Raw genomic sequence first — 17768 nt, 5'->3', positions numbered from 1 at the left:
AGATGACAGTTACGCGTCAAAACAGCGCCTTGACGGATGAAATTAAGTTTAAGAAAGCCCCGTAGAACGGGGCTTTGCGGGGAGTTGAGCGTCAGCGCACCAAGTGCAGGAACTGCAGGTGGCGCTCGTACTGGTCAAGGATGTCGTTGATGATCTGCTCCTTGGTGTAGCCCACCAGGTCGTAGTCCTGGCTGCCCTCGCTCAAGTGCACTTCCGCCCGGTAGTAGCGACGGTTATTGAGCTGCTTGGAGCCCATGCCACCGCGTGCAAATGAGGGCGTGAAATAGCCGCGCATCTGCACCTGGTACACGAACGGATGCTCTTCGCCGTGACCGATTTCCAGGCTGACGCTGTCGTTGGACGGGTCGGGCTGGGTGACGACATTGAGGCCTTTTTCGACAAACACCGCCGTCACTTCTTCAATCGCCGGACGCACCGTGGTCTCAAGGAAGCGGTACACCTCATCCCGCGACGGGAAATGCACGGCCTGGCTCAAACGCTGGCGCCAACCGCCGGTGCCTTTGCGTGAGCCCGAGACCGGCGCCAGCGAGTGCAACTGCGCAATCTGCTTTTGTGACTCGAGGTAGAAGGCCTTGTGCAGCCCCCACATCATCAGCAACAGGATCAGCGAGAACGGCAGCGAGGTCAGCACCACCGCCGATTTCAGCGAATCGATACTGCCGGCAAACAACAACGCGCTGGTGATCAGTGCCGTCATCGCGCCCCAGAACACCCGCAGCCATTTCGGCCCGTCTTCGTCGGCGTTGCCGCCCTTGGACGACAGGGTTGAGAGCACCACGGTGCCGGAGTCGGCCGACGTGACGAAGAACACGAAGCTGATAAACACCGTGACCGCGATGACGGTTTTGCTCCACGGGTAGGTTTCCAGCAGCAGGTAGAGGCTCATCGATGGATCATCGATGGCCGACTGACCGAGTGCGGTCATGCCGTGGTTGAGCACTTGGTCGATGGCGCTGTTGCCGAAAATCGACATCCACGCCAGGGTGAAGCCCAGCGGGATCAGCAGCACGCCGAACACGAATTCGCGGATGGTCCGGCCACGGGAAATGCGTGCAATGAACAGGCCCACGAACGGCGACCATGCAATCCACCAGGCCCAGTAGAACACCGTCCAGCCGCCCAGCCAGTCGCTGGGTTTGTCGTAGGCGTACACATCGAAACTCTTGGTCGGCAATGCGCCCAGGTAGTCACCTATGTTCTGGATCAGGGTGTTGAGCAAGTGCTGGGTGGGCCCGGCGAATAACACAAACAGCAGCAGCGCACAGGCCAGCAGCATGTTGATGTCGGACATCACCCGCACACCCTTGTCGACGCCGGCGACGGCGACCAGGATCGCCGCGCCCATCATCAAGGTGATCAAGCCGACCTGGATCCACTGGGTGTGGGCAATGCCGAACAGGTAGTCGAGGCCGGAGTTGAGGTGCAGCACGCCGAAGCCCATGTCGGCACCGAGGCCGAACACCGTGGCAATGATGCCGAAGCCATCCACCGCATAGCCGATAGGGCCATTGATGCGCTTGCCGATCAGCGGGTACAGCGCCGAGCGCAGCGCCAGCGGCAGGTTATGCCGGTAGGCGAAATACGCCAGCGCCATGCCGACAAACGCAAACACGCCCCAGCCGTGCAGGCCCCAGTGCAGGAACAGCACCTGCATGGCCTGGCGTGCAGCGTCGGCATTCATGGCCTCGCCCTGAGGCGGTTGCACCAGATGCGTCAACGGTTCGGACACGCAGAAGAAGAACAGCGTGATGCTGATCCCGGCGGCGAACAACATGCCGGCCCAGGACAGGTAACTGAATTCGGGCTCGTCGTGGTCGGCACCGAGTTTTATCTTGCCGTAGCCCGATAGCGCGGTGACCACCACGAAGACCAGATACAGGGTCATCGCCAGCATGTAGTACCAGCCGACCGTGTTGGCCGCCCAGTTTTGCGCCGCCAGCAGCCAGGCACCGGCCTGTTGCGGGATAGCGATGACAGTGATGCCGAACAGCAAGATGAAGGTAGCGGCAAAGTAGAACACCGGTGCATTCATGCGCACCAGGCCGCTGGATGGGGTGGACGATGCACTCATGAACGGTGCACCCCGAGGGTGAGGGATGTGGCTGTATAAAACGGACTCAGCAAAGGTAAGCCTCCTGTTGTGAGCGGGCAGCGAACCACCGGGTTTAACTTGAACGAACAGTCAAGTTAAACATGAATAGGCGGTTTGGGACTAATCGCAGGGCTGAGTGGTATGACGGGTGAACAAAGGAAATCGTTCAGCGACTGCTGAATGAAATACGGCCTCCGTGTGGAATGCCGTCAAAATGTGGGAGGGGCTTGCTCCCGATGGCGGTGGTTCAGCCAGTGCATCTGTGACTGACAGACCGCTATCGGGAGCAAGCCCCCTCCCACAGGTGACCGGTGCAGGCTCTCTACTTCTGCGTCCCATCATCATGCTGCAAATTCGCCTGCGTAATGTTCGCCCCCACCGGCACGCTGCGCGTCAGCCACACGTTACCGCCAATAGTCGAACCCTTGCCGATGGTGATGCGCCCGAGGATCGTCGCCCCGGCATAGATCACCACGTCATCCTCGACAATCGGATGGCGCGCATGGCCCTTCTGCAACTGCCCATCCTCATCCGCGGGGAAGCGCTTGGCCCCCAACGTGACCGCCTGATAGATACGCACCCGCTCGCCGATGATGGCGGTTTCGCCGATCACCACACCCGTCCCGTGGTCGATAAAGAAGCTCGGGCCGATCTGCGCGCCGGGATGGATATCGATACCGGTGGCCGAATGGGCGATTTCCGCGCTGATCCGCGCCAGCAGCGGCAAGCCAGCGCGGTAGAGGTGGTGGGCCAGGCGATGGTGAATCACCGCGAGAATCCCCGGGTAGCACAGCAGTACTTCATCCACACTGCGTGCGGCCGGGTCGCCGTGGTAGGCGGCGAGTACGTCGGTATCCAGCAGGCTGCGCAAGGACGGCAAGGCCAAGGCAAAATCCTGGATCAGGCGGATGGCATGGGCATCGATCTGACTGTCATCCTGGCCGCCCTGGCGCGCGGCATAACGCAACTCCAGACGCGCCTGGGCCAGCAAGGCGTTCAGCGCGACGTCGAGGGTATGGCCGACGTAGAAATCTTCACTTTCTTCACGCAAATCCACGGGCCCCAGGCGCATCGGAAACAGCGCACCACACAGGGCTTCGAGAATCTGCGCAACGGCTTCACGGGACGGCAATTCGCGGCCGCCATGCTCGCCGCTCAGGCGACCATTGCGCGTTCGCCACTGGTCACGGGCGCCACGCAACTGGCGGACGATGGTCTGTAATTGCCAATGGCTGGAACGCTCACTCACGGTATTCACTCCTGACGTAATGGCCATCACTTTACGGTATGCACCCTGATCGTCCTTAAGAACCAATGGTGTGATGCTAAGAACCATCAGGCATAAGCGATTGACGGTTGCCCGATGAAAAGTGCCTGCCTATAGTCGCTCCATCCCTTAGCCACCGTGCGTAGCCATGATCAAGCAACAGCTCGACCGTTTTAACCGCCTGGAACTGCTGGGCGGCGCCACCGCCCTGGAAAAACTCGAACGGCTGTCGACCTGGTTGGGACGCGACATCTACGTCAAGCGCGATGACACCACGCCACTGGCCATGGGTGGCAACAAGCTGCGCAAACTCGAATACCTGGCAGCCGATGCCATCGCCCAGGGCGCCGATACCCTGGTGACCGCCGGCGCGATCCAGTCCAACCACGTACGCCAGACCGCTGCCCTCGCCGCCAAGCTCGGCCTGGGCTGCGTCGCCCTGCTGGAAAACCCCACTGGCACCGAAGACCCCAACTACCTGGGCAACGGCAACCGCCTGCTGCTGGAGCTGTTCGACGCCAAGGTAGAGTTGGTCGAAAACCTCGACAACGTCGACGACCAACTCAACGCCCTCGCCGATCGCCTGCGCAGCAACGGCAAGAAGCCCTACCTGGTACCCATCGGCGGCTCCAATGCCCTTGGCGCGCTCGGTTATGTGCGCGCCGGGCTGGAGCTGGCCGGGCAGATCGAAGACAGCGGGATCGAATTCGCCGCCGTGGTGCTGGCCTCCGGCAGCGCCGGTACCCACAGTGGCCTGGCCTTGGCATTGAGTGAGGTACTGCCGCAGTTGCCCGTGATCGGCATTACCGTATCGCGCACTGAAGAAGCGCAGTTCCCGAAAGTACAGGGCCTGGCCGAACGCACGGCCGAACTGCTCGGCGTGGACATCCCCGACGCCTTCAAGGTGATCCTGTGGGACGAATATTTCGGCCCCCGTTATGGCGAACCGAACGCCGGCACCCTTTCGGCGGTCAAGCTATTGGCGAGCCAGGAAGGCCTGCTGCTGGACCCGGTCTACACTGGCAAGGCCATGGCCGGTTTGCTCGACGGTATCGGGCGTCAGCGCTTTGAAGACGGGCCGATTATTTTCCTGCATACCGGTGGGGCGCCGGCGTTGTTTGCCTATGACTCGGTTTTCAACTGAATAAACACGGGCTAAATGTGGGAGGGGGCTTGCTCCCACATTAGACCCACCACATATTCATAAATAGAATATCAATTAAGATTTATATTATTTTCAAGTCTTAAAATCCGGCTTTATCATCGCGCCGCAGGCGAAGACGCGCTACGCGCTTTAAGGCAGGATACGCCTACTGCGTCACCTGCTTCGCTCAACATAAAAAACACAGGGGCTCTTCATGACTATTTCTGTATTCCGTCGCACGTTGCTGGTTGGCACTTTGGGTCTGGCGCTTGGGGCTGGTTGGCTGGGCCAGGCGGTTGCCGGCGAGCAACTGGGCAACATCAAAAAGGCCGGCGAGATCAAAATCGGCCTGGAAGGCACCTATCCGCCGTTCAGCTTTCAGGATGAGAAAGGCAAACTGGCGGGTTTCGAAGTCGAGCTGTCCGAAGCGCTGGCCAAAGAACTGGGTGTGAAGGTCAAGCTGCAGGCCACCAAATGGGACGGCATTCTGGCGGCATTGGAATCCAAGCGTCTGGATGCAGTGATCAATCAGGTGACCATCTCCGACGAGCGCAAGAAAAAATACGACTTCTCCGAGCCCTACACCGTTTCCGGGATTCAAGCGCTGGTCCTGAAAAAGAACGAAGACAAGCTCAACATCAAATCCGCCAACGACCTGGCCGGTAAAAAGGTGGGTGTGGGCCTGGGCACCAACTACGAGGAGTGGGTAAAAGCCAATGTGCCTACCGCTGATATCCGTACCTACGAAGATGATCCTACCAAGTTCCAGGACCTGCGCATCGGCCGTATCGACGCCATCCTGATCGACCGCCTGGCCGCCTTGGAATATGCCAAGAAAGCCCCAGACACCGTCGCTGCCGGTGCTGCCTTCTCCCGTCAGGAAGCCGGTGTTGCCCTCCGCAAAGGCGAGCCTGAACTGCTTGAGGCGGTGAACAAGGCCCTCGACAAATTGCGCGCTGACGGCACCTTGAAGAAGCTATCGGATAAGTACTTCAACGCTGACGTTACCCAATAATGGAAGCAAAGCTCCAACTCGTCCTGGATTCCACGCCCTTCTTGCTGCAGGGCGTGTACTTCACCGTCATCCTGAGCCTGGGCGGCATGTTTTTCGGCTTTCTGCTGGGCTTCGGCCTGGCACTGATGCGCCTCTCGCGCATCAGGCTGGTGAGCTGGATCGCCCGCGTCTACGTGTCGTTCTTTCGCGGCACGCCGTTGCTGGTACAGCTGTTCGTGATGTATTACGGTTTGCCGCAAGTGGGCATCGAACTGGACCCGATTCCCGCCGCCCTGATCGGCCTCTCGCTGAACATGGCCGCATATATCTGTGAAACCCTGCGTGCCGCCATCAGCTCCATCGAGCGCGGCCAGTGGGAAGCCGCTGCCAGTATCGGCATGACCCGTGTGCAGACCCTGCGCCGGGCGATCCTGCCGCAGGCGATGCGTACGGCACTGCCACCACTGGGCAACAGCTTCACCTCACTGGTGAAGGACACCTCGCTGGCGGCAACCATTCAAGTGCCGGAGCTGCTGCGCCAAGCACAACTGGTGTCTGCGCGGACCTTCGAAATGTTTGCCATGTACCTGTCGGCCGCCCTGATCTACTGGGTGCTCATCAGTATCCTGGCGCATTTCCAAAACCGCCTGGAAGACCGGGTCAACCGGCATGACCTGGAGTCTTGAAGCATGATCGTGGTTGAAAAACTGACCAAACAATTCAACGGTCAGGTGGTACTCAACGGCATCGACCTGGAGGTCAAGGAAGGCGAAGTCGTCGCCATCATCGGCCCCAGCGGTTCCGGCAAGACCACCTTCCTGCGCTGCCTGAATTTCCTCGAAGAACCCACCAGCGGCCGTATCAAGGTGGGCGATATCCAGATCGACGGCAGCAAACCGCTCAACCAGCAACAAGGCCTGGTGCGGCGCCTGCGCCAACACGTGGGTTTTGTGTTCCAGAACTTCAACCTGTTCCCCCACCGCACGGCACTGGAAAACGTCATCGAAGGGCCGACCGTGGTCAAGAAGATGCCGCGCGAAGAGGCTATCGCCCTGGGGCGCAAGTTGCTGGCCAGGGTCGGCCTGGCCGGCAAGGAAGACGCCTACCCACGGCGCCTTTCCGGCGGCCAGCAACAACGCGTGGCGATTGCCCGCGCACTGGCCATGGAGCCGGAGGTGATCCTGTTCGACGAACCCACCTCGGCGCTGGACCCGGAGTTGGTCGGCGAAGTGCTGGCAACCATCCGCAGCCTCGCCGAAGAAAACCGCACCATGGTCATCGTCACCCACGAAATGAGCTTTGCCCGCGATGTCGCCAACCGGGTGATCTTCTTCGACAAGGGCGTGATCGTGGAGCAAGGCGACGCCAAGGCGTTGTTCGCCAACCCCAAGGAAGAGCGCACCCGGCAGTTCCTGAGCAAGTTCCTCGCCCACTGATGTGGCGAGGGAGATTGCTCCCTCACCACAAAATCTGCTCCTACAGGAAATCCTCGCCATCCACGCGTAATCCCCCCGCCTCCCCGATCCAAAAATCCCCCACCCAGTCAGACCCTTCTGAATATCTGCGAACCCGCCGTTTAGCCCTTTGCCGCCATTGACGCTCCCCGGCCAACCCTCTTATCTAGCGTCCAGAGGATTGGATCCTATCCCGGCTACTCACTGAATCGTTCCTTTCAGCCCACCTGCGCACCCGCGCCGCAGGGCTGGAACGATTGCTGCTGGCTGCATCAAGGAGATTACTTATGACGCGCACTGCAACCCCGGCCCTGCTCACGGCCCCAACCTTGCCCCAGGCTAACCGGCACGGCATCAACGCACTGGCGGCTAGCCAGCTGCAGGTGGACATCGCGCCTTACCCCGGCATGGATGAGGGCGACTTGATCGAACTGTTCTGGAACAACTGCTTTGCCGCCTCTCGGAGGGTGAGCGCATGCAAGGTCGGCATGCAGATCCATCTACGGGTGCCGGAAAGTTTTGTGCAGGACGGCCTGGCACAGGTGCATTACCAGGTCATGCAAGTTGGTCGCGCGCCTTTGCGCTCGGCCGTGACCGGGGTGCGTGTAAAGACCCGATACCCCGGCGGCCAGCCCTCCCCGCTGTACAGCGACGAAAACCACAACCTCGCCCCCGTCGGTTTGCCCGAAACCATCCGTCGCCATGGTGTCAACGGTCGCCAGGTAAGACGTGGCATTCCGCTGACCATCGCGCCCTACCTGAACATGTCCAGCGGCGACGCCATCACCCTGCGCTGGGGTGACGTACGCATGGACCTGCCGAAGATCCAGGCCAAGACAGTCGGCCAGGCGGTGCACGTATGGGTACCGTCGACGGTGATTGTCGAGGCAGGTGACGACAGCCGCCTGGAGGTGACGTACTGCATTCTCGATCGCGTCGGCAACAATTCCCGCTGGGCGCCCACGCGCACATTACGCATTGCCGCCTGTGCACCAGACCATCCGGCCGGGACCGCGCGGGTCTATCAACCGCGCCCCCTCGGCTCCCCCTGTGAACCGGGGTGACAGACCTTCTATGCATATTCCCAAAAGTTAGTTTATTTAAATATTTAACACGCTTAGGGTATATACACCGGACCACCGGACATCTCTGATTTTTCTGTTTTTATTTCATTGAATGCGAGGTCGGTATGGTCAGAATTACCCCGGTGCATAACGCCAGGGCATTACGTGCAGCCAAGGAGCGGCGCTGATGTCTAACTTGGCTCTAACACCCCCCCAGAGTGATCTGGACGTTGCTCCCCTGCTGTTGCCGGCCACCGTGCTGCGCAACGATGCAGAGGCGCTGAAGGCTGCCCACGAGCTGGCCCAAGCCGCACGCCTGCAAGCCGCCAAGCGTGACCAGCAACGCAAGTTGCCGTGGGCGCAGATCGAACAATTCACCCGCAGTGGGCTGGGCAGCATTTCCATTCCTCGCGAATACGGCGGCCCACAGGTCTCATTCGTGACCCTGGCCGAAGTCTTCGCGATCATCAGCGCGGCAGACCCGGCCCTCGGGCAGATCCCCCAGAACCATTTCGGCATCCTGCACCTGTTGCAGGGCGCCGCCACCGAGCGCCAGAAAGAGCAGCTGTTCCAGAGCGTCCTCGACGGCTGGCGCATCGGCAATGGCGGCCCGGAACGCGGCACCAAAAACACCCTGGAGCTCAAGGCGCGCATCACTGCCCACGGTGACGGTTACGTAATCAACGGCCAGAAGTTCTATTCAACCGGCGCGCTGTTTGCCCACTGGGTGGCGGTGAAGGCGCTGAACGACGACGGCAAGCAGGTCATGGCGTTTGTGCGCCGTGGCACCGAAGGGCTGCGCATCGTGGATGACTGGTCGGGCTTCGGCCAACGCACCACCGCCAGCGGCACCGTGTTGCTGGACCGCGTGCCAGTGGACGCCGAACTGGTCGTTGAAAACTGGCGCATCGGCGAAAGCCCGACTATCCAGGGCGCCGTTTCGCAACTGATCCAGGCCGCCATTGACGCCGGCATCGCCCGTGGCGCGCTGGACGACACCATCGCCTTTGTGCGTGAGCGTTCACGCCCGTGGATCGACGCCAAGGTCGAGCGCGCCAGCGATGACCTCTACGTGATCGCCGATATCGGCAAGCTGAAGATCGAACTGCACGCCGCCGAAGCGCTGTTGCGCAAGGCCGGGCAAGTGCTGGACCAGGTCAGCGCCGCGCCGATCACCGCACAGTCCGCCGCGCGTGCGTCGATTGCCGTGGCCGAGGCGAAAGTGCTCACCACCGAAGTGTCATTGCTGGTCAGCGAAAAGCTCTTCGAACTGGCCGGCAGCCGCGCCACCCTCGCCGAATTCAACCTCGACCGCCACTGGCGCAACGCCCGGGTGCACACCCTGCACGACCCGGTGCGCTGGAAGTATCACGCCGTCGGCGCCTATCGCTTGAACGGCACGTTGCCGGCTCGCCACTCCTGGATTTAACCGACCAGACCTCTGGAGAAACTCATGACCCTTTCTCACCGTGTCGCGGTTATCACCAGCGACGAACAAGCCCTTATTGTCGCCAGCGACCTGGCCGAAGACTTCCGCCGAGACAGTGCCCAGCGCGACCGCGAACGCCGCCTGCCGCTGCCCGAACTGGACGTGTTCTCACGCTCCGGCCTGTGGGGCATCAGCGTGCCCAAGGCATACGGCGGCGCAGGTGTGTCCAACGTCACCCTGGCCAAGGTCATTGCCCTCATCGCCCAGGCGGATGCCTCCCTGGGCCAGATTCCGCAAAACCATTTCTACGCCCTCGAAGTGCTGCGCGTGAATGGCAGCCCTGAACAGCAACGACGCCTGTACGCCGAAGTGCTCGCCGGGCAGCGTTTCGGCAATGCCCTGGCGGAACTGGGCACCAAGACCGCCCACGACCGCGTCACCCAACTGACCCGCGACGGCGACGGCTTCCGTATCACCGGCCGCAAGTTCTACGCCACCGGCGCGATCTATGCGCAACGCATCCCCACCTCGGTGGTGGATGAACACGGCATCCAGCAACTGGCCTTCGTGCCCCGCGACAGCGAAGGCCTGAGCGTGATCGACGACTGGAGCGGCTTTGGCCAGCGCACCACCGGCAGCGGCTCGGTGGTGTTCGACAACGTGTGGGTCGCCGCCCACGACGTGATCCCGTTCCAGAGCGCTTTCGAGCGCCCGACCACTGTCGGCCCGCTGGCGCAGATTCTTCACGCCGCCATCGACACCGGCATCGCCCGCGCCGCCTTTGAAGATGCGCTGCACTTTGTGCGCACCAAAACCCGCCCGTGGATCGATTCCGGCAACGACAAAGCCACCGAAGACCCGCTGACCCTGAAGAGCTTCGGCCACCTGAGCATCCGCCTGCACGCCGCCGAGGCACTGCTGGAACGTGCAGGCGAATTCCTCGACCGCGCCCAGGCCGACAGCAACGCCGACACCGTGGCGACTGCGTCGATTGCCGTGGCCGAAGTGCGCGCCTTGAGCACCGAGGTTTCCCTGGCCGCCGGCAGCACCTTGTTCGAACTGGCCGGCAGCCAGGCCACCCTGGCCGAGCACGGCCTCGACCGCCACTGGCGCAACGCCCGCGTGCACACCCTGCACGACCCGGTGCGCTGGAAGTACCACGCCGTGGGTAATTACTACCTCAACGATGAAAACCCGCCACTGCGGGGGACGATCTGATGGCGCTGCCTTTGAAAGCGAGAAAAAAGATCCTGCTCAATGCCTTCAACATGAACTGCATCGGGCATATCAACCACGGCATGTGGACCCATCCACGGGACACGTCCACCCAGTACAAAAGCATCGAGTACTGGACCGACCTGGCGCAAACCCTGGAGCGCGGGTTGTTCGACGGTTTGTTCATCGCCGACATCGTCGGCGTGTACGACGTGTATCAGAACTCGATTGATGTACCGCTCAAGGAGTCGATCCAACTGCCGGTCAATGACCCGCTGCTGCTGGTCTCGGCGATGGCCGCCGTGACCAAGAACCTCGGCTTCGGCCTGACCGCCAACCTCACCTATGAACCGCCGTATCTGTTCGCCCGGCGCATGTCCACGCTCGATCACCTGAGCCGTGGTCGGGTGGGCTGGAACATCGTCACCGGCTACCTCGACAGCGCCGCCAAGGCCATGGGCCTCACCGAACAGGTCGAGCATGACCGGCGCTACGACCAGGCCGATGAATACCTGGAGGTGCTCTACAAACTCTGGGAAGGCAGCTGGGAAGACGACGCGGTGCTCAACGATCCGCAGGCGCGGGTCTACGCGCAGCCGGGCAAGGTGCACAAGGTCGAACATCGCGGCGAGTTTTATCAGGTGGAGGGTTATCACCTGTGCGAGCCGTCGCCGCAGCGTACGCCGGTGCTGTTCCAGGCCGGCAGTTCGGACCGTGGCTTGCTGTTCGCCGGGCGCCATGCCGAGTGCGTGTTTATCAGCGGGCAGAACAAGGCGGCGACCAAGGTGCAGGTGGACAAGGTGCGCGCCAGCGCGGTCGAGGCTGGGCGCAACCCGCAAGACATCAAGGTGTTCATGGGCCTCAACGTGATCGTCGGCGCCACCGAGGAGCTGGCCTGGGCCAAGCATGCCGAGTACCTGAGCTATGCCAGCGCTGAAGCCGGCGTGGCGCACTTCTCGGCGTCCACCGCGATTGATTTTTCCCAATACGAAATCGACGAGCCGATCCAGTACGTGAAAAGCAACGCGATCCAGTCGGCCACCAAGAACCTGCAAAACAACGACTGGACCCGGCGCAAATTGCTCGAGCAGCACGCCCTCGGTGGGCGCTATATCACCCTGGTCGGCTCGCCCGAACAGGTCGCTGACGCGCTGGAATCCTGGATCAGCGAAACCGGCCTGGATGGCTTCAACCTCACGCGCATTGTGACGCCGGAAAGCTACGTGGATTTTATCGACCTGGTGGTGCCGGAGTTGCAGAAGCGGGGGTCGTACAAGACCGAATATGAGAGCGGCACGCTACGGGAAAAAGTCTTCCACGGCAGTGCTCGCCTCCCCGAACAACACACCGGTTCCACCTACCGCCACTGAACAGAAATGTGGGAGGGGGCTTGCTCCCACAGTGGATCTCCACTGTTTGTACCAATACCTTATGACTGGAAATCGACCATGAAAAAAACACTGCTCTCCCACCCAGTCAAAGCACTGGCCCTGGCCTTCGGGTTGTTCAGCTCGGCGGTGTTCGCCGCCGATGCACCGCTGAAAATCGGCACCACCGCCGCCTTCGCGATTCCCCTGGAAGCCGCGGTGGCCGAAGCCGGCAAGCAAGGCCTGAACGTCGAACTGGTGGAATTCACCGACTGGATCGCGCCCAACGTCAGCCTGGCCGCCGGCGATATTGACGTGAACTACTTCCAGCACATCCCGTTCCTGGAAAATGCCAAGGCCGCCGCCGGTTTTGACCTGGTGCCGTACGCGCCGGGCATCATCAACAACGTCGGCCTGTACTCGAAGAAATACAAAAGCATCAACGACCTGCCCCAGGGCGCCAGCGTGGCGATTGCCAATGACCCGATCAACAGCGGTCGCGGCCTGCAACTGCTGGCCAAGGCCGGCTTGATCACCCTCAAGCCGGGCGTGGGCTACAAGGCCACCGAAGAAGACATCGTGACCAACCCGAAAAAGATCAAGATCCTGCAAGTCGAGGCCGTGCAGCTGGTGCGCGCCTATGACGATGCGGACCTGGTGCAGGGCTACCCGGCGTACATCCGCCTGTCCAAGACCTTCGATGCCGAGTCGGCGCTGCTGTTCGACGGCCTCGACCACCCGGAATACGTGATCCAGTTCGTGATCCAGCCCAAGAGCAAAACCGACCCGCGCGTGATCAAGTTCGTCGACATCTACCAGCACTCTCCGGTGGTGCGCGCGGCGTTGGATAAATCCCTTGGCAAGTTGTACCAAGTCGGTTGGGAAGACAAAAAATGACCGCCGCCCACGCTCAACTGCGCGACCCGGGGTCACCGCCCAGGGACGCCGAGCAGACAGAACTGCATCCGGACCTGAACCGCGCGCACGTGCGCTTTATCAACCTGGGCAAGACCTACGACGGCAGCGTGCAGGCCTTGCAGGGCATCGACCTGGCGATCCAGCGCGGTGAGGTGTTCGGCATTATCGGCCGCAGCGGTGCCGGCAAATCCTCGCTGATCCGCACCATCAACCGGCTGGAGCAGCCCAGCAGCGGGCGCGTGCTGATCGATCAGGTGGACATCGGCGAGTTCGACGAAGACCGCCTGGTGGCGCTGCGTCGGCGTATCGGCATGATCTTCCAGCACTTCAACCTGATGTCGGCCAAGACCGTGTGGCAGAACGTCGAATTACCGCTGAAAGTCGCCGGCGTGCCCAAGCCCCAGCGTGAGCAAAAAGTGCGCGAGCTGCTGGAATTGGTCGGCTTGCAGGACAAGCACACGGCCTACCCGGCGCAGCTGTCCGGCGGGCAGAAACAGCGCGTCGGCATCGCCCGTTCGCTGGTGCACGACCCACAGATCCTGCTGTGCGATGAAGCCACCTCGGCCCTTGACCCGGAGACCACCCAGTCGATCCTCGGCCTGCTGCGCGAGATCAACCGGCGCCTGGGCCTGACCATCGTCTTGATCACCCATGAGATGGCCGTGATCCGCGACATCTGCGACCGCGTGGTGGTGCTGGAACACGGGCGCATCGTCGAGCAAGGCCCGGTGTGGCAAGTGTTCGGCAACCCGCAACACGAGGTCAGCAAGACCCTGCTGGCGCCGCTGCAACATGGGCTGCCGGAGGAACTGCAAAGCCGTTTGCACACCCAGCCTGAATCGCCCGACGCCGCGGTGGTGCTGCGCTTGCAGTTCACCGGCAGTGCCAGCGATGAGCCGGACCTGGCCGCGCTGTTCAGCGCCCTCGGCGGGCGCGTGCGTCTGCTGCAGGGCGGAGTCGAACGGATTCAGGGGCATGCCTTGGGGCAACTGCTGCTGGCGGTGAATGGCTCATCTCACGACACCGAAGAACTGCGCAACCGCGCCGCGAACTGGGCACAACAGGTGGAGGTACTGGGCTATGTGGTTTGATCGTTTAGTGCAGGGCGCCATCGACACCTTGTTGATGGTCGGCGTGTCATCGCTGATCGCCTTGCTGGTGGGGATTCCGCTGGCGGTGTTTCTGGTGACCAGCGACAAGGGCGGCATCTACCAGGCGCCGGCGCTGAACCGGGTGCTGGGGGCGTTCGTCAATCTGTTCCGCTCGATTCCGTTCCTGATCCTGATGGTGGCGCTGATCCCGTTCACGCGACTGATCGTCGGTACCACCTACGGTGTGTGGGCGGCGGTCGTACCGCTGACCATCGCCGCGACACCGTTCTTCGCGAGGATCGCCGAGGTGAGTTTGCGCGAGGTCGACCATGGCCTGATCGAAGCCGCCCAGGCCATGGGCTGCCGGCGCTGGCACATCATCTGGCATGTGCTGCTGCCGGAAGCGCTGCCGGGGATTGTCGGCGGGTTCACCATCACCCTGGTGACCATGATCAACTCGTCGGCCATGGCCGGGGCAATTGGTGCCGGTGGCTTGGGCGACATCGCCTATCGCTACGGCTACCAGCGTTTCGACACGCAGATCATGCTCACGGTGATTGTGCTGCTGGTGATTCTGGTGGCAGTGATCCAGTTGGGTGGTGATCGGTTGGCGCGGGTGCTGAATAAGCGCTGAAAGCTGGGGCTGCTGCGCAGCCCAACGCGGGGCAAGCCCGCTCGCCACAAGGTATAGTCGGGGCATCTCAATACCCGGTATTGCCCACCATGCCCCTCAAGCCCGACGACCTCGACCAGATCACCTCCACCACCCTCGGCCACTACAACAAGGTGGCCGAGGACTTCCGTGAAGGCACCCGCGATCACGATGTGAGCCAGAACATCGACGCGCTGCTGCGGCATATCCAGGGCTCGGCGCCCTTTACCGTGCTGGATTTCGGCTGCGGGCCGGGACGGGATTTGCAGGCCTTTACGCGCATGGGGCATATCGCCGTCGGCCTGGATGGCTCCGAGCGGTTTGCACAGATGGCGCGCGAGGACAGCGGCTGCGAGGTGTTGCAGCAGGACTTCCTCAAGCTGGATTTACCCGCCGAACGCTTTGACGGGATCTTTGCCAACGCGGTGCTGTTTCATATTCCCAAGCAGGAACTGCCGCGTGTGCTCAAGCAACTGCATGGGGCGCTGAAGCCCGGCGGTGTGCTGTTCAGTTCCAATCCACGGGGTGAGAACCAGGAAGGCTGGAACGGGCCGCGGTATGGCTCCTATCACGACCTGGCGGCGTGGCAGGCATTGCTGACGACGGCGGGTTTTGAAGAGTTGGAGCATTACTTCCGGCCGGCGGGATTGCCTCGGGAACAGCAGCCTTGGTTGGCCAGCGTTTGGCGCAAGGCTTGAGTCAGGGCAAGCCCATTCCCACATTTGGAATGCATTCCCCTGTGGGAGCCGGGCTTGCCCCCGATGACGGACTGATGGACGCCACTACTCCACCTGATACGCCACCGATTTCTCATCCACCACCGCTGTCACACTCCTTGCCGCAAACCCCTCTCTCGACCCCGTGGAAAAATTCGCCACCAACCGCGTGCCATCGGCAAACGTGGTTTCCTGCACCTGTCGATCCGCCGTCAGCCAGCGAAACCCGGTCATCGCCTGGGTGGCCAGGCGCTCATGCAGCGGTCGAAAAAATCGGTCCTGGCGCTGGATCAGCGGCAGCCGCGCCTTGAGCGTCGCAGCACTCAGGTGATACAGCGGCGGCACGTTGTAGAGCAGTTGGGCCAGCTCGTTCTCGGCGCGCACATTGCTCAGTTTGAGGCTGTCGAACAGCCAGTGATGAGTGGTGATCACCGAGCCGTGGAACACCGCCTGATACAGCGGCAGGCGCAGCGTCGGGTCGAAGTAAAGCGTACGGAACGGCTCGTTCAGCGGCACCGACTTGAAGAACACCGCCGGTTGCTCCGGCGGGTACCAGTTGCCCACGTAGTAGGGCGACTGTTTGTCCTGGGTCATGTTGCGATCACCCCAGCCCAGCACCGGGGTTTGCATGCCATGGGCGAATAAAATGCCCTGGGCGGTAATCGCGTTGCCGTCTTCGGAGCCTGTCGGCACTTGCAGCGTGGTATTCAACCAACGGGACGCATCGATATTGCCTTCGGCGTTTTGCGCCTGGGTCATCGGGGCGCTGTCGCGGTAACTGTCGAGCACCATGCTGGTGGCATAAGCATCGAGAAACCAGGCATTGAAGCCGGCCCTGGCCTGCACGGCTTTCACCCGCGCTTCCAGCAGAGGCCGCACACAGCGCGGGTCGGTGTAGTGGCCGGACTGCTGGAAGCCGGTCTTGAGTGTGCCGTCCTTCAACACGATGGCGCAGTCGCGGTAGGCCCGGCTGCCCAGGTGGGCGGTGGTCCAGTCGGGGTTTTCGGTGGCGGACAACGCGGTTTGATAGGAATCGTAGGGCGCCATCAGGTAGCCGGCGTCGACACCGGCGCGGATGGTTTCGGGGTGCCAAAGGCCGCCTTCCCAGCCTTCGCCCAGGGTCAGCATCAAGCGTGGTAACCCGGCGTCGCGCAGCGCTTGTACCGTCTGGCTGCCCCAGGTTTCGGGGTTATCGCCGAGGGCACCGGCGAAGTCCATGGCCAGTTCGCGACGCAATTCACCGTAGCGGGCGGCAAGACGGGTCATATCGGGCTCGGCCACCTGCCAACTCTGCCGGGCCTTCCTGTTGATCGCGGCGTTGAGGCCGCGCAACAGCACGCTTTGCTCGTAGCGATTCAACCTGCGGGGCTGCGCCAGCACTTGTGCGGAGTCCTTGTCCAACAGGCCTTTGAGCTCATGGGCGCGCAAGCGCGTGAGCAACAGCGGCCAATCACGCACGTCCTCCGGCGCCAGCAGGTCATTGCCCCACAGGTACACATGGCTGGCGCCCAGCAGCTTTTCAGCCCCCGGGGTTTGCCGCAGCTTGTCTGCCAGGGGTTCATAGCGGCCCTGCTCGACCAGCCATTGGCGATAGCGCTTGGCGCCGGCCAGCGGATCACTTTCGCCCAGGTGCAACAACAGGGTCATGGGTGCGGCAGGTGCGAGCGAGGTGAACGCATGGGCCAACGACAACGCCTGGCCCTGCCAGCGCAGGCGGTTGTTATAGGGATTGGTCAGCAACCAGTTCAGGGTGAAGGCACCGTGATCGACACCCCACAGCGGCAGGCTGAGGTCCTGGGTGGTGTTGATGTCGCCCTGCTCCACCAGGAAAGCGTTCCACAGGGCATTGCCGGTCGGCACGTAATGCCCTTCGGCCAACGGCCACATCAACCCCTTGCCCAGGGCGCTCGCCGGCTGCACAAGGATCGGCAGTTCACCGGCTTCCCGCGCGGTGATCGACAGCATAAGGTCGCGCTGCTCAAGGCTGGCACTTACACGATAGGCACCGTCATCCCATTGCCAACTGACCTGTTGAGCGTTTTGTGCAAGTTGACTGACGGCACGGGCCGATACGCCGTTGGAGGCGTGTACCTGCGGCTGGCCGCTGGGGGTCACGCGGATGGCGAGGGTGGCCGGGTCGAGTTCGACTCGCCACAGCGGGTTTTCCAAGACGGTGCCGGCAAAGGCCATGGGCGACAGGAAGCAGCAGATCAGCAAGGTATGACGCAGACGGTTCATGGCAGGCGACCGTTGAGAGGTGGAGGCCGGAGGGTAAAGCACTCAATGGTTGGCCAGGACAACAGGCGTCACTTCCGGAAGTTTCCCACGTCTCAAATGCCCAGCT

General features: G+C 61.9%; 15 protein-coding genes. 12 read left to right on the top strand and 3 right to left on the bottom strand.

Going from position 1 to position 17768, the window contains the following annotated elements; genetic code table 11:
• Nucleotides 1-91 precede the first annotated feature (91 nt).
• Nucleotides 92-2053, bottom strand: coding sequence for a choline transporter BetT (gene betT / locus AB1462_RS21935; RefSeq protein WP_167361143.1), 1962 nt, complete (start codon nucleotides 2051-2053; stop codon nucleotides 92-94).
• A 382-nt stretch (nucleotides 2054-2435) separates the two neighbouring features.
• Nucleotides 2436-3362, bottom strand: coding sequence for a serine O-acetyltransferase EpsC (gene epsC / locus AB1462_RS21930; RefSeq protein ID WP_367247912.1), 927 nt, complete (start codon nucleotides 3360-3362; stop codon nucleotides 2436-2438).
• A 166-nt stretch (nucleotides 3363-3528) separates the two neighbouring features.
• On the opposite strand from epsC, the gene AB1462_RS21925 reads away from it, so the two are divergent.
• The 12 genes from AB1462_RS21925 (at nucleotide 3529) to AB1462_RS21870 (ending at nucleotide 15406) form a co-directional block, all read left to right on the top strand.
• Complete coding sequence (locus AB1462_RS21925) at nucleotides 3529-4524, top strand: D-cysteine desulfhydrase (RefSeq protein WP_259244619.1); 996 nt, start codon at nucleotides 3529-3531, stop codon at nucleotides 4522-4524.
• Nucleotides 4525-4738: 214 nt separating this feature from the next.
• The gene (gene tcyJ, locus AB1462_RS21920; RefSeq protein ID WP_367247911.1) at nucleotides 4739-5539 is read left to right on the top strand and encodes a cystine ABC transporter substrate-binding protein; all 801 of its coding nucleotides are present in this window, start codon (nucleotides 4739-4741) and stop codon (nucleotides 5537-5539) included.
• Nucleotides 5539-6204, top strand: coding sequence for a cystine ABC transporter permease (gene tcyL / locus AB1462_RS21915; RefSeq protein ID WP_065925825.1), 666 nt, complete (start codon nucleotides 5539-5541; stop codon nucleotides 6202-6204). Before tcyJ ends, tcyL begins: the two co-directional genes overlap by 1 nt.
• 3 nt (nucleotides 6205-6207) lie before the next feature.
• Nucleotides 6208-6954: an L-cystine ABC transporter ATP-binding protein TcyN gene (tcyN, locus tag AB1462_RS21910; protein ID WP_090401111.1), complete on the top strand. Its 747-nt coding sequence runs from the start codon at nucleotides 6208-6210 to the stop codon at nucleotides 6952-6954.
• A gap of 305 nt (nucleotides 6955-7259) precedes the next feature.
• Nucleotides 7260-8036 carry a hypothetical protein gene (locus AB1462_RS21905; RefSeq protein ID WP_367247910.1) on the top strand — a complete coding sequence of 259 codons (777 nt, stop codon included), beginning with the start codon at nucleotides 7260-7262 and terminating at the stop codon, nucleotides 8034-8036.
• Nucleotides 8037-8223: 187 nt separating this feature from the next.
• Nucleotides 8224-9465, top strand: a complete 1242-nt coding sequence (locus AB1462_RS21900; protein WP_315337589.1) for an SfnB family sulfur acquisition oxidoreductase — start codon at nucleotides 8224-8226, stop codon at nucleotides 9463-9465.
• 24 nt (nucleotides 9466-9489) lie between these two features.
• A complete protein-coding gene (locus tag AB1462_RS21895; protein WP_090401114.1) occupies nucleotides 9490-10683 on the top strand; it encodes an SfnB family sulfur acquisition oxidoreductase in 1194 nt (397 codons plus the stop codon).
• Entirely contained in the window at nucleotides 10683-12050 is a 1368-nt protein-coding gene (locus tag AB1462_RS21890; RefSeq protein WP_367247909.1) for an LLM class flavin-dependent oxidoreductase, read from the top strand. The genes AB1462_RS21895 and AB1462_RS21890 overlap by 1 nt, the downstream gene beginning before the upstream one ends.
• A 78-nt stretch (nucleotides 12051-12128) precedes the next feature.
• Nucleotides 12129-12944, top strand: a complete 816-nt coding sequence (locus tag AB1462_RS21885; RefSeq protein WP_090401116.1) for a MetQ/NlpA family ABC transporter substrate-binding protein — start codon at nucleotides 12129-12131, stop codon at nucleotides 12942-12944.
• Complete coding sequence (locus tag AB1462_RS21880; RefSeq protein WP_090401117.1) at nucleotides 12941-14056, top strand: methionine ABC transporter ATP-binding protein; 1116 nt, start codon at nucleotides 12941-12943, stop codon at nucleotides 14054-14056. Before AB1462_RS21885 ends, AB1462_RS21880 begins: the two co-directional genes overlap by 4 nt.
• Nucleotides 14046-14690 (top strand): methionine ABC transporter permease, encoded by a 645-nt coding sequence (locus tag AB1462_RS21875; RefSeq protein ID WP_016974994.1) that lies wholly within the window; start codon nucleotides 14046-14048, stop codon nucleotides 14688-14690. Before AB1462_RS21880 ends, AB1462_RS21875 begins: the two co-directional genes overlap by 11 nt.
• A gap of 89 nt (nucleotides 14691-14779) precedes the next feature.
• Nucleotides 14780-15406, top strand: coding sequence for a bifunctional 2-polyprenyl-6-hydroxyphenol methylase/3-demethylubiquinol 3-O-methyltransferase UbiG (locus AB1462_RS21870; protein WP_090401119.1), 627 nt, complete (start codon nucleotides 14780-14782; stop codon nucleotides 15404-15406).
• 84 nt (nucleotides 15407-15490) lie between these two features.
• On the opposite strand, the gene AB1462_RS21865 is transcribed toward AB1462_RS21870, so the two are convergent.
• Nucleotides 15491-17662 (bottom strand): glycoside hydrolase, encoded by a 2172-nt coding sequence (locus tag AB1462_RS21865; protein WP_367247908.1) that lies wholly within the window; start codon nucleotides 17660-17662, stop codon nucleotides 15491-15493.
• Nucleotides 17663-17768 lie beyond the last annotated feature (106 nt).

It is taken from the genome of Pseudomonas sp. SB113 (assembly GCF_040754745.1).
GTDB lineage: Bacteria > Pseudomonadota > Gammaproteobacteria > Pseudomonadales > Pseudomonadaceae > Aquipseudomonas > Aquipseudomonas grimontii.
Note: the sequence above shows the minus strand (reverse complement) of the source record. Positions and strands in the feature narration are given on the sequence as shown.

Bases quoted from the DNA above. Each gene is read 5' to 3' on its own strand.
- betT (WP_167361143.1), bottom strand. From the start codon at position 2,053: ATGAATGCACCGGTGTTCTACTTTGCCGCTACCTTCATCTTGCTGTTC.
- AB1462_RS21925 (WP_259244619.1), top strand. From the start codon at position 3,529: ATGATCAAGCAACAGCTCGACCGTTTTAACCGCCTGGAACTGCTGGGC.
- tcyJ (WP_367247911.1), top strand. From the start codon at position 4,739: ATGACTATTTCTGTATTCCGTCGCACGTTGCTGGTTGGCACTTTGGGT.
- tcyL (WP_065925825.1), top strand. From the start codon at position 5,539: ATGGAAGCAAAGCTCCAACTCGTCCTGGATTCCACGCCCTTCTTGCTG.
- tcyN (WP_090401111.1), top strand. From the start codon at position 6,208: ATGATCGTGGTTGAAAAACTGACCAAACAATTCAACGGTCAGGTGGTA.
- AB1462_RS21905 (WP_367247910.1), top strand. From the start codon at position 7,260: ATGACGCGCACTGCAACCCCGGCCCTGCTCACGGCCCCAACCTTGCCC.
- AB1462_RS21900 (WP_315337589.1), top strand. From the start codon at position 8,224: ATGTCTAACTTGGCTCTAACACCCCCCCAGAGTGATCTGGACGTTGCT.
- AB1462_RS21895 (WP_090401114.1), top strand. From the start codon at position 9,490: ATGACCCTTTCTCACCGTGTCGCGGTTATCACCAGCGACGAACAAGCC.
- AB1462_RS21890 (WP_367247909.1), top strand. From the start codon at position 10,683: ATGGCGCTGCCTTTGAAAGCGAGAAAAAAGATCCTGCTCAATGCCTTC.
- AB1462_RS21885 (WP_090401116.1), top strand. From the start codon at position 12,129: ATGAAAAAAACACTGCTCTCCCACCCAGTCAAAGCACTGGCCCTGGCC.
- AB1462_RS21880 (WP_090401117.1), top strand. From the start codon at position 12,941: ATGACCGCCGCCCACGCTCAACTGCGCGACCCGGGGTCACCGCCCAGG.
- AB1462_RS21875 (WP_016974994.1), top strand. From the start codon at position 14,046: ATGTGGTTTGATCGTTTAGTGCAGGGCGCCATCGACACCTTGTTGATG.
- AB1462_RS21870 (WP_090401119.1), top strand. From the start codon at position 14,780: ATGCCCCTCAAGCCCGACGACCTCGACCAGATCACCTCCACCACCCTC.
- AB1462_RS21865 (WP_367247908.1), bottom strand. From the start codon at position 17,662: ATGAACCGTCTGCGTCATACCTTGCTGATCTGCTGCTTCCTGTCGCCC.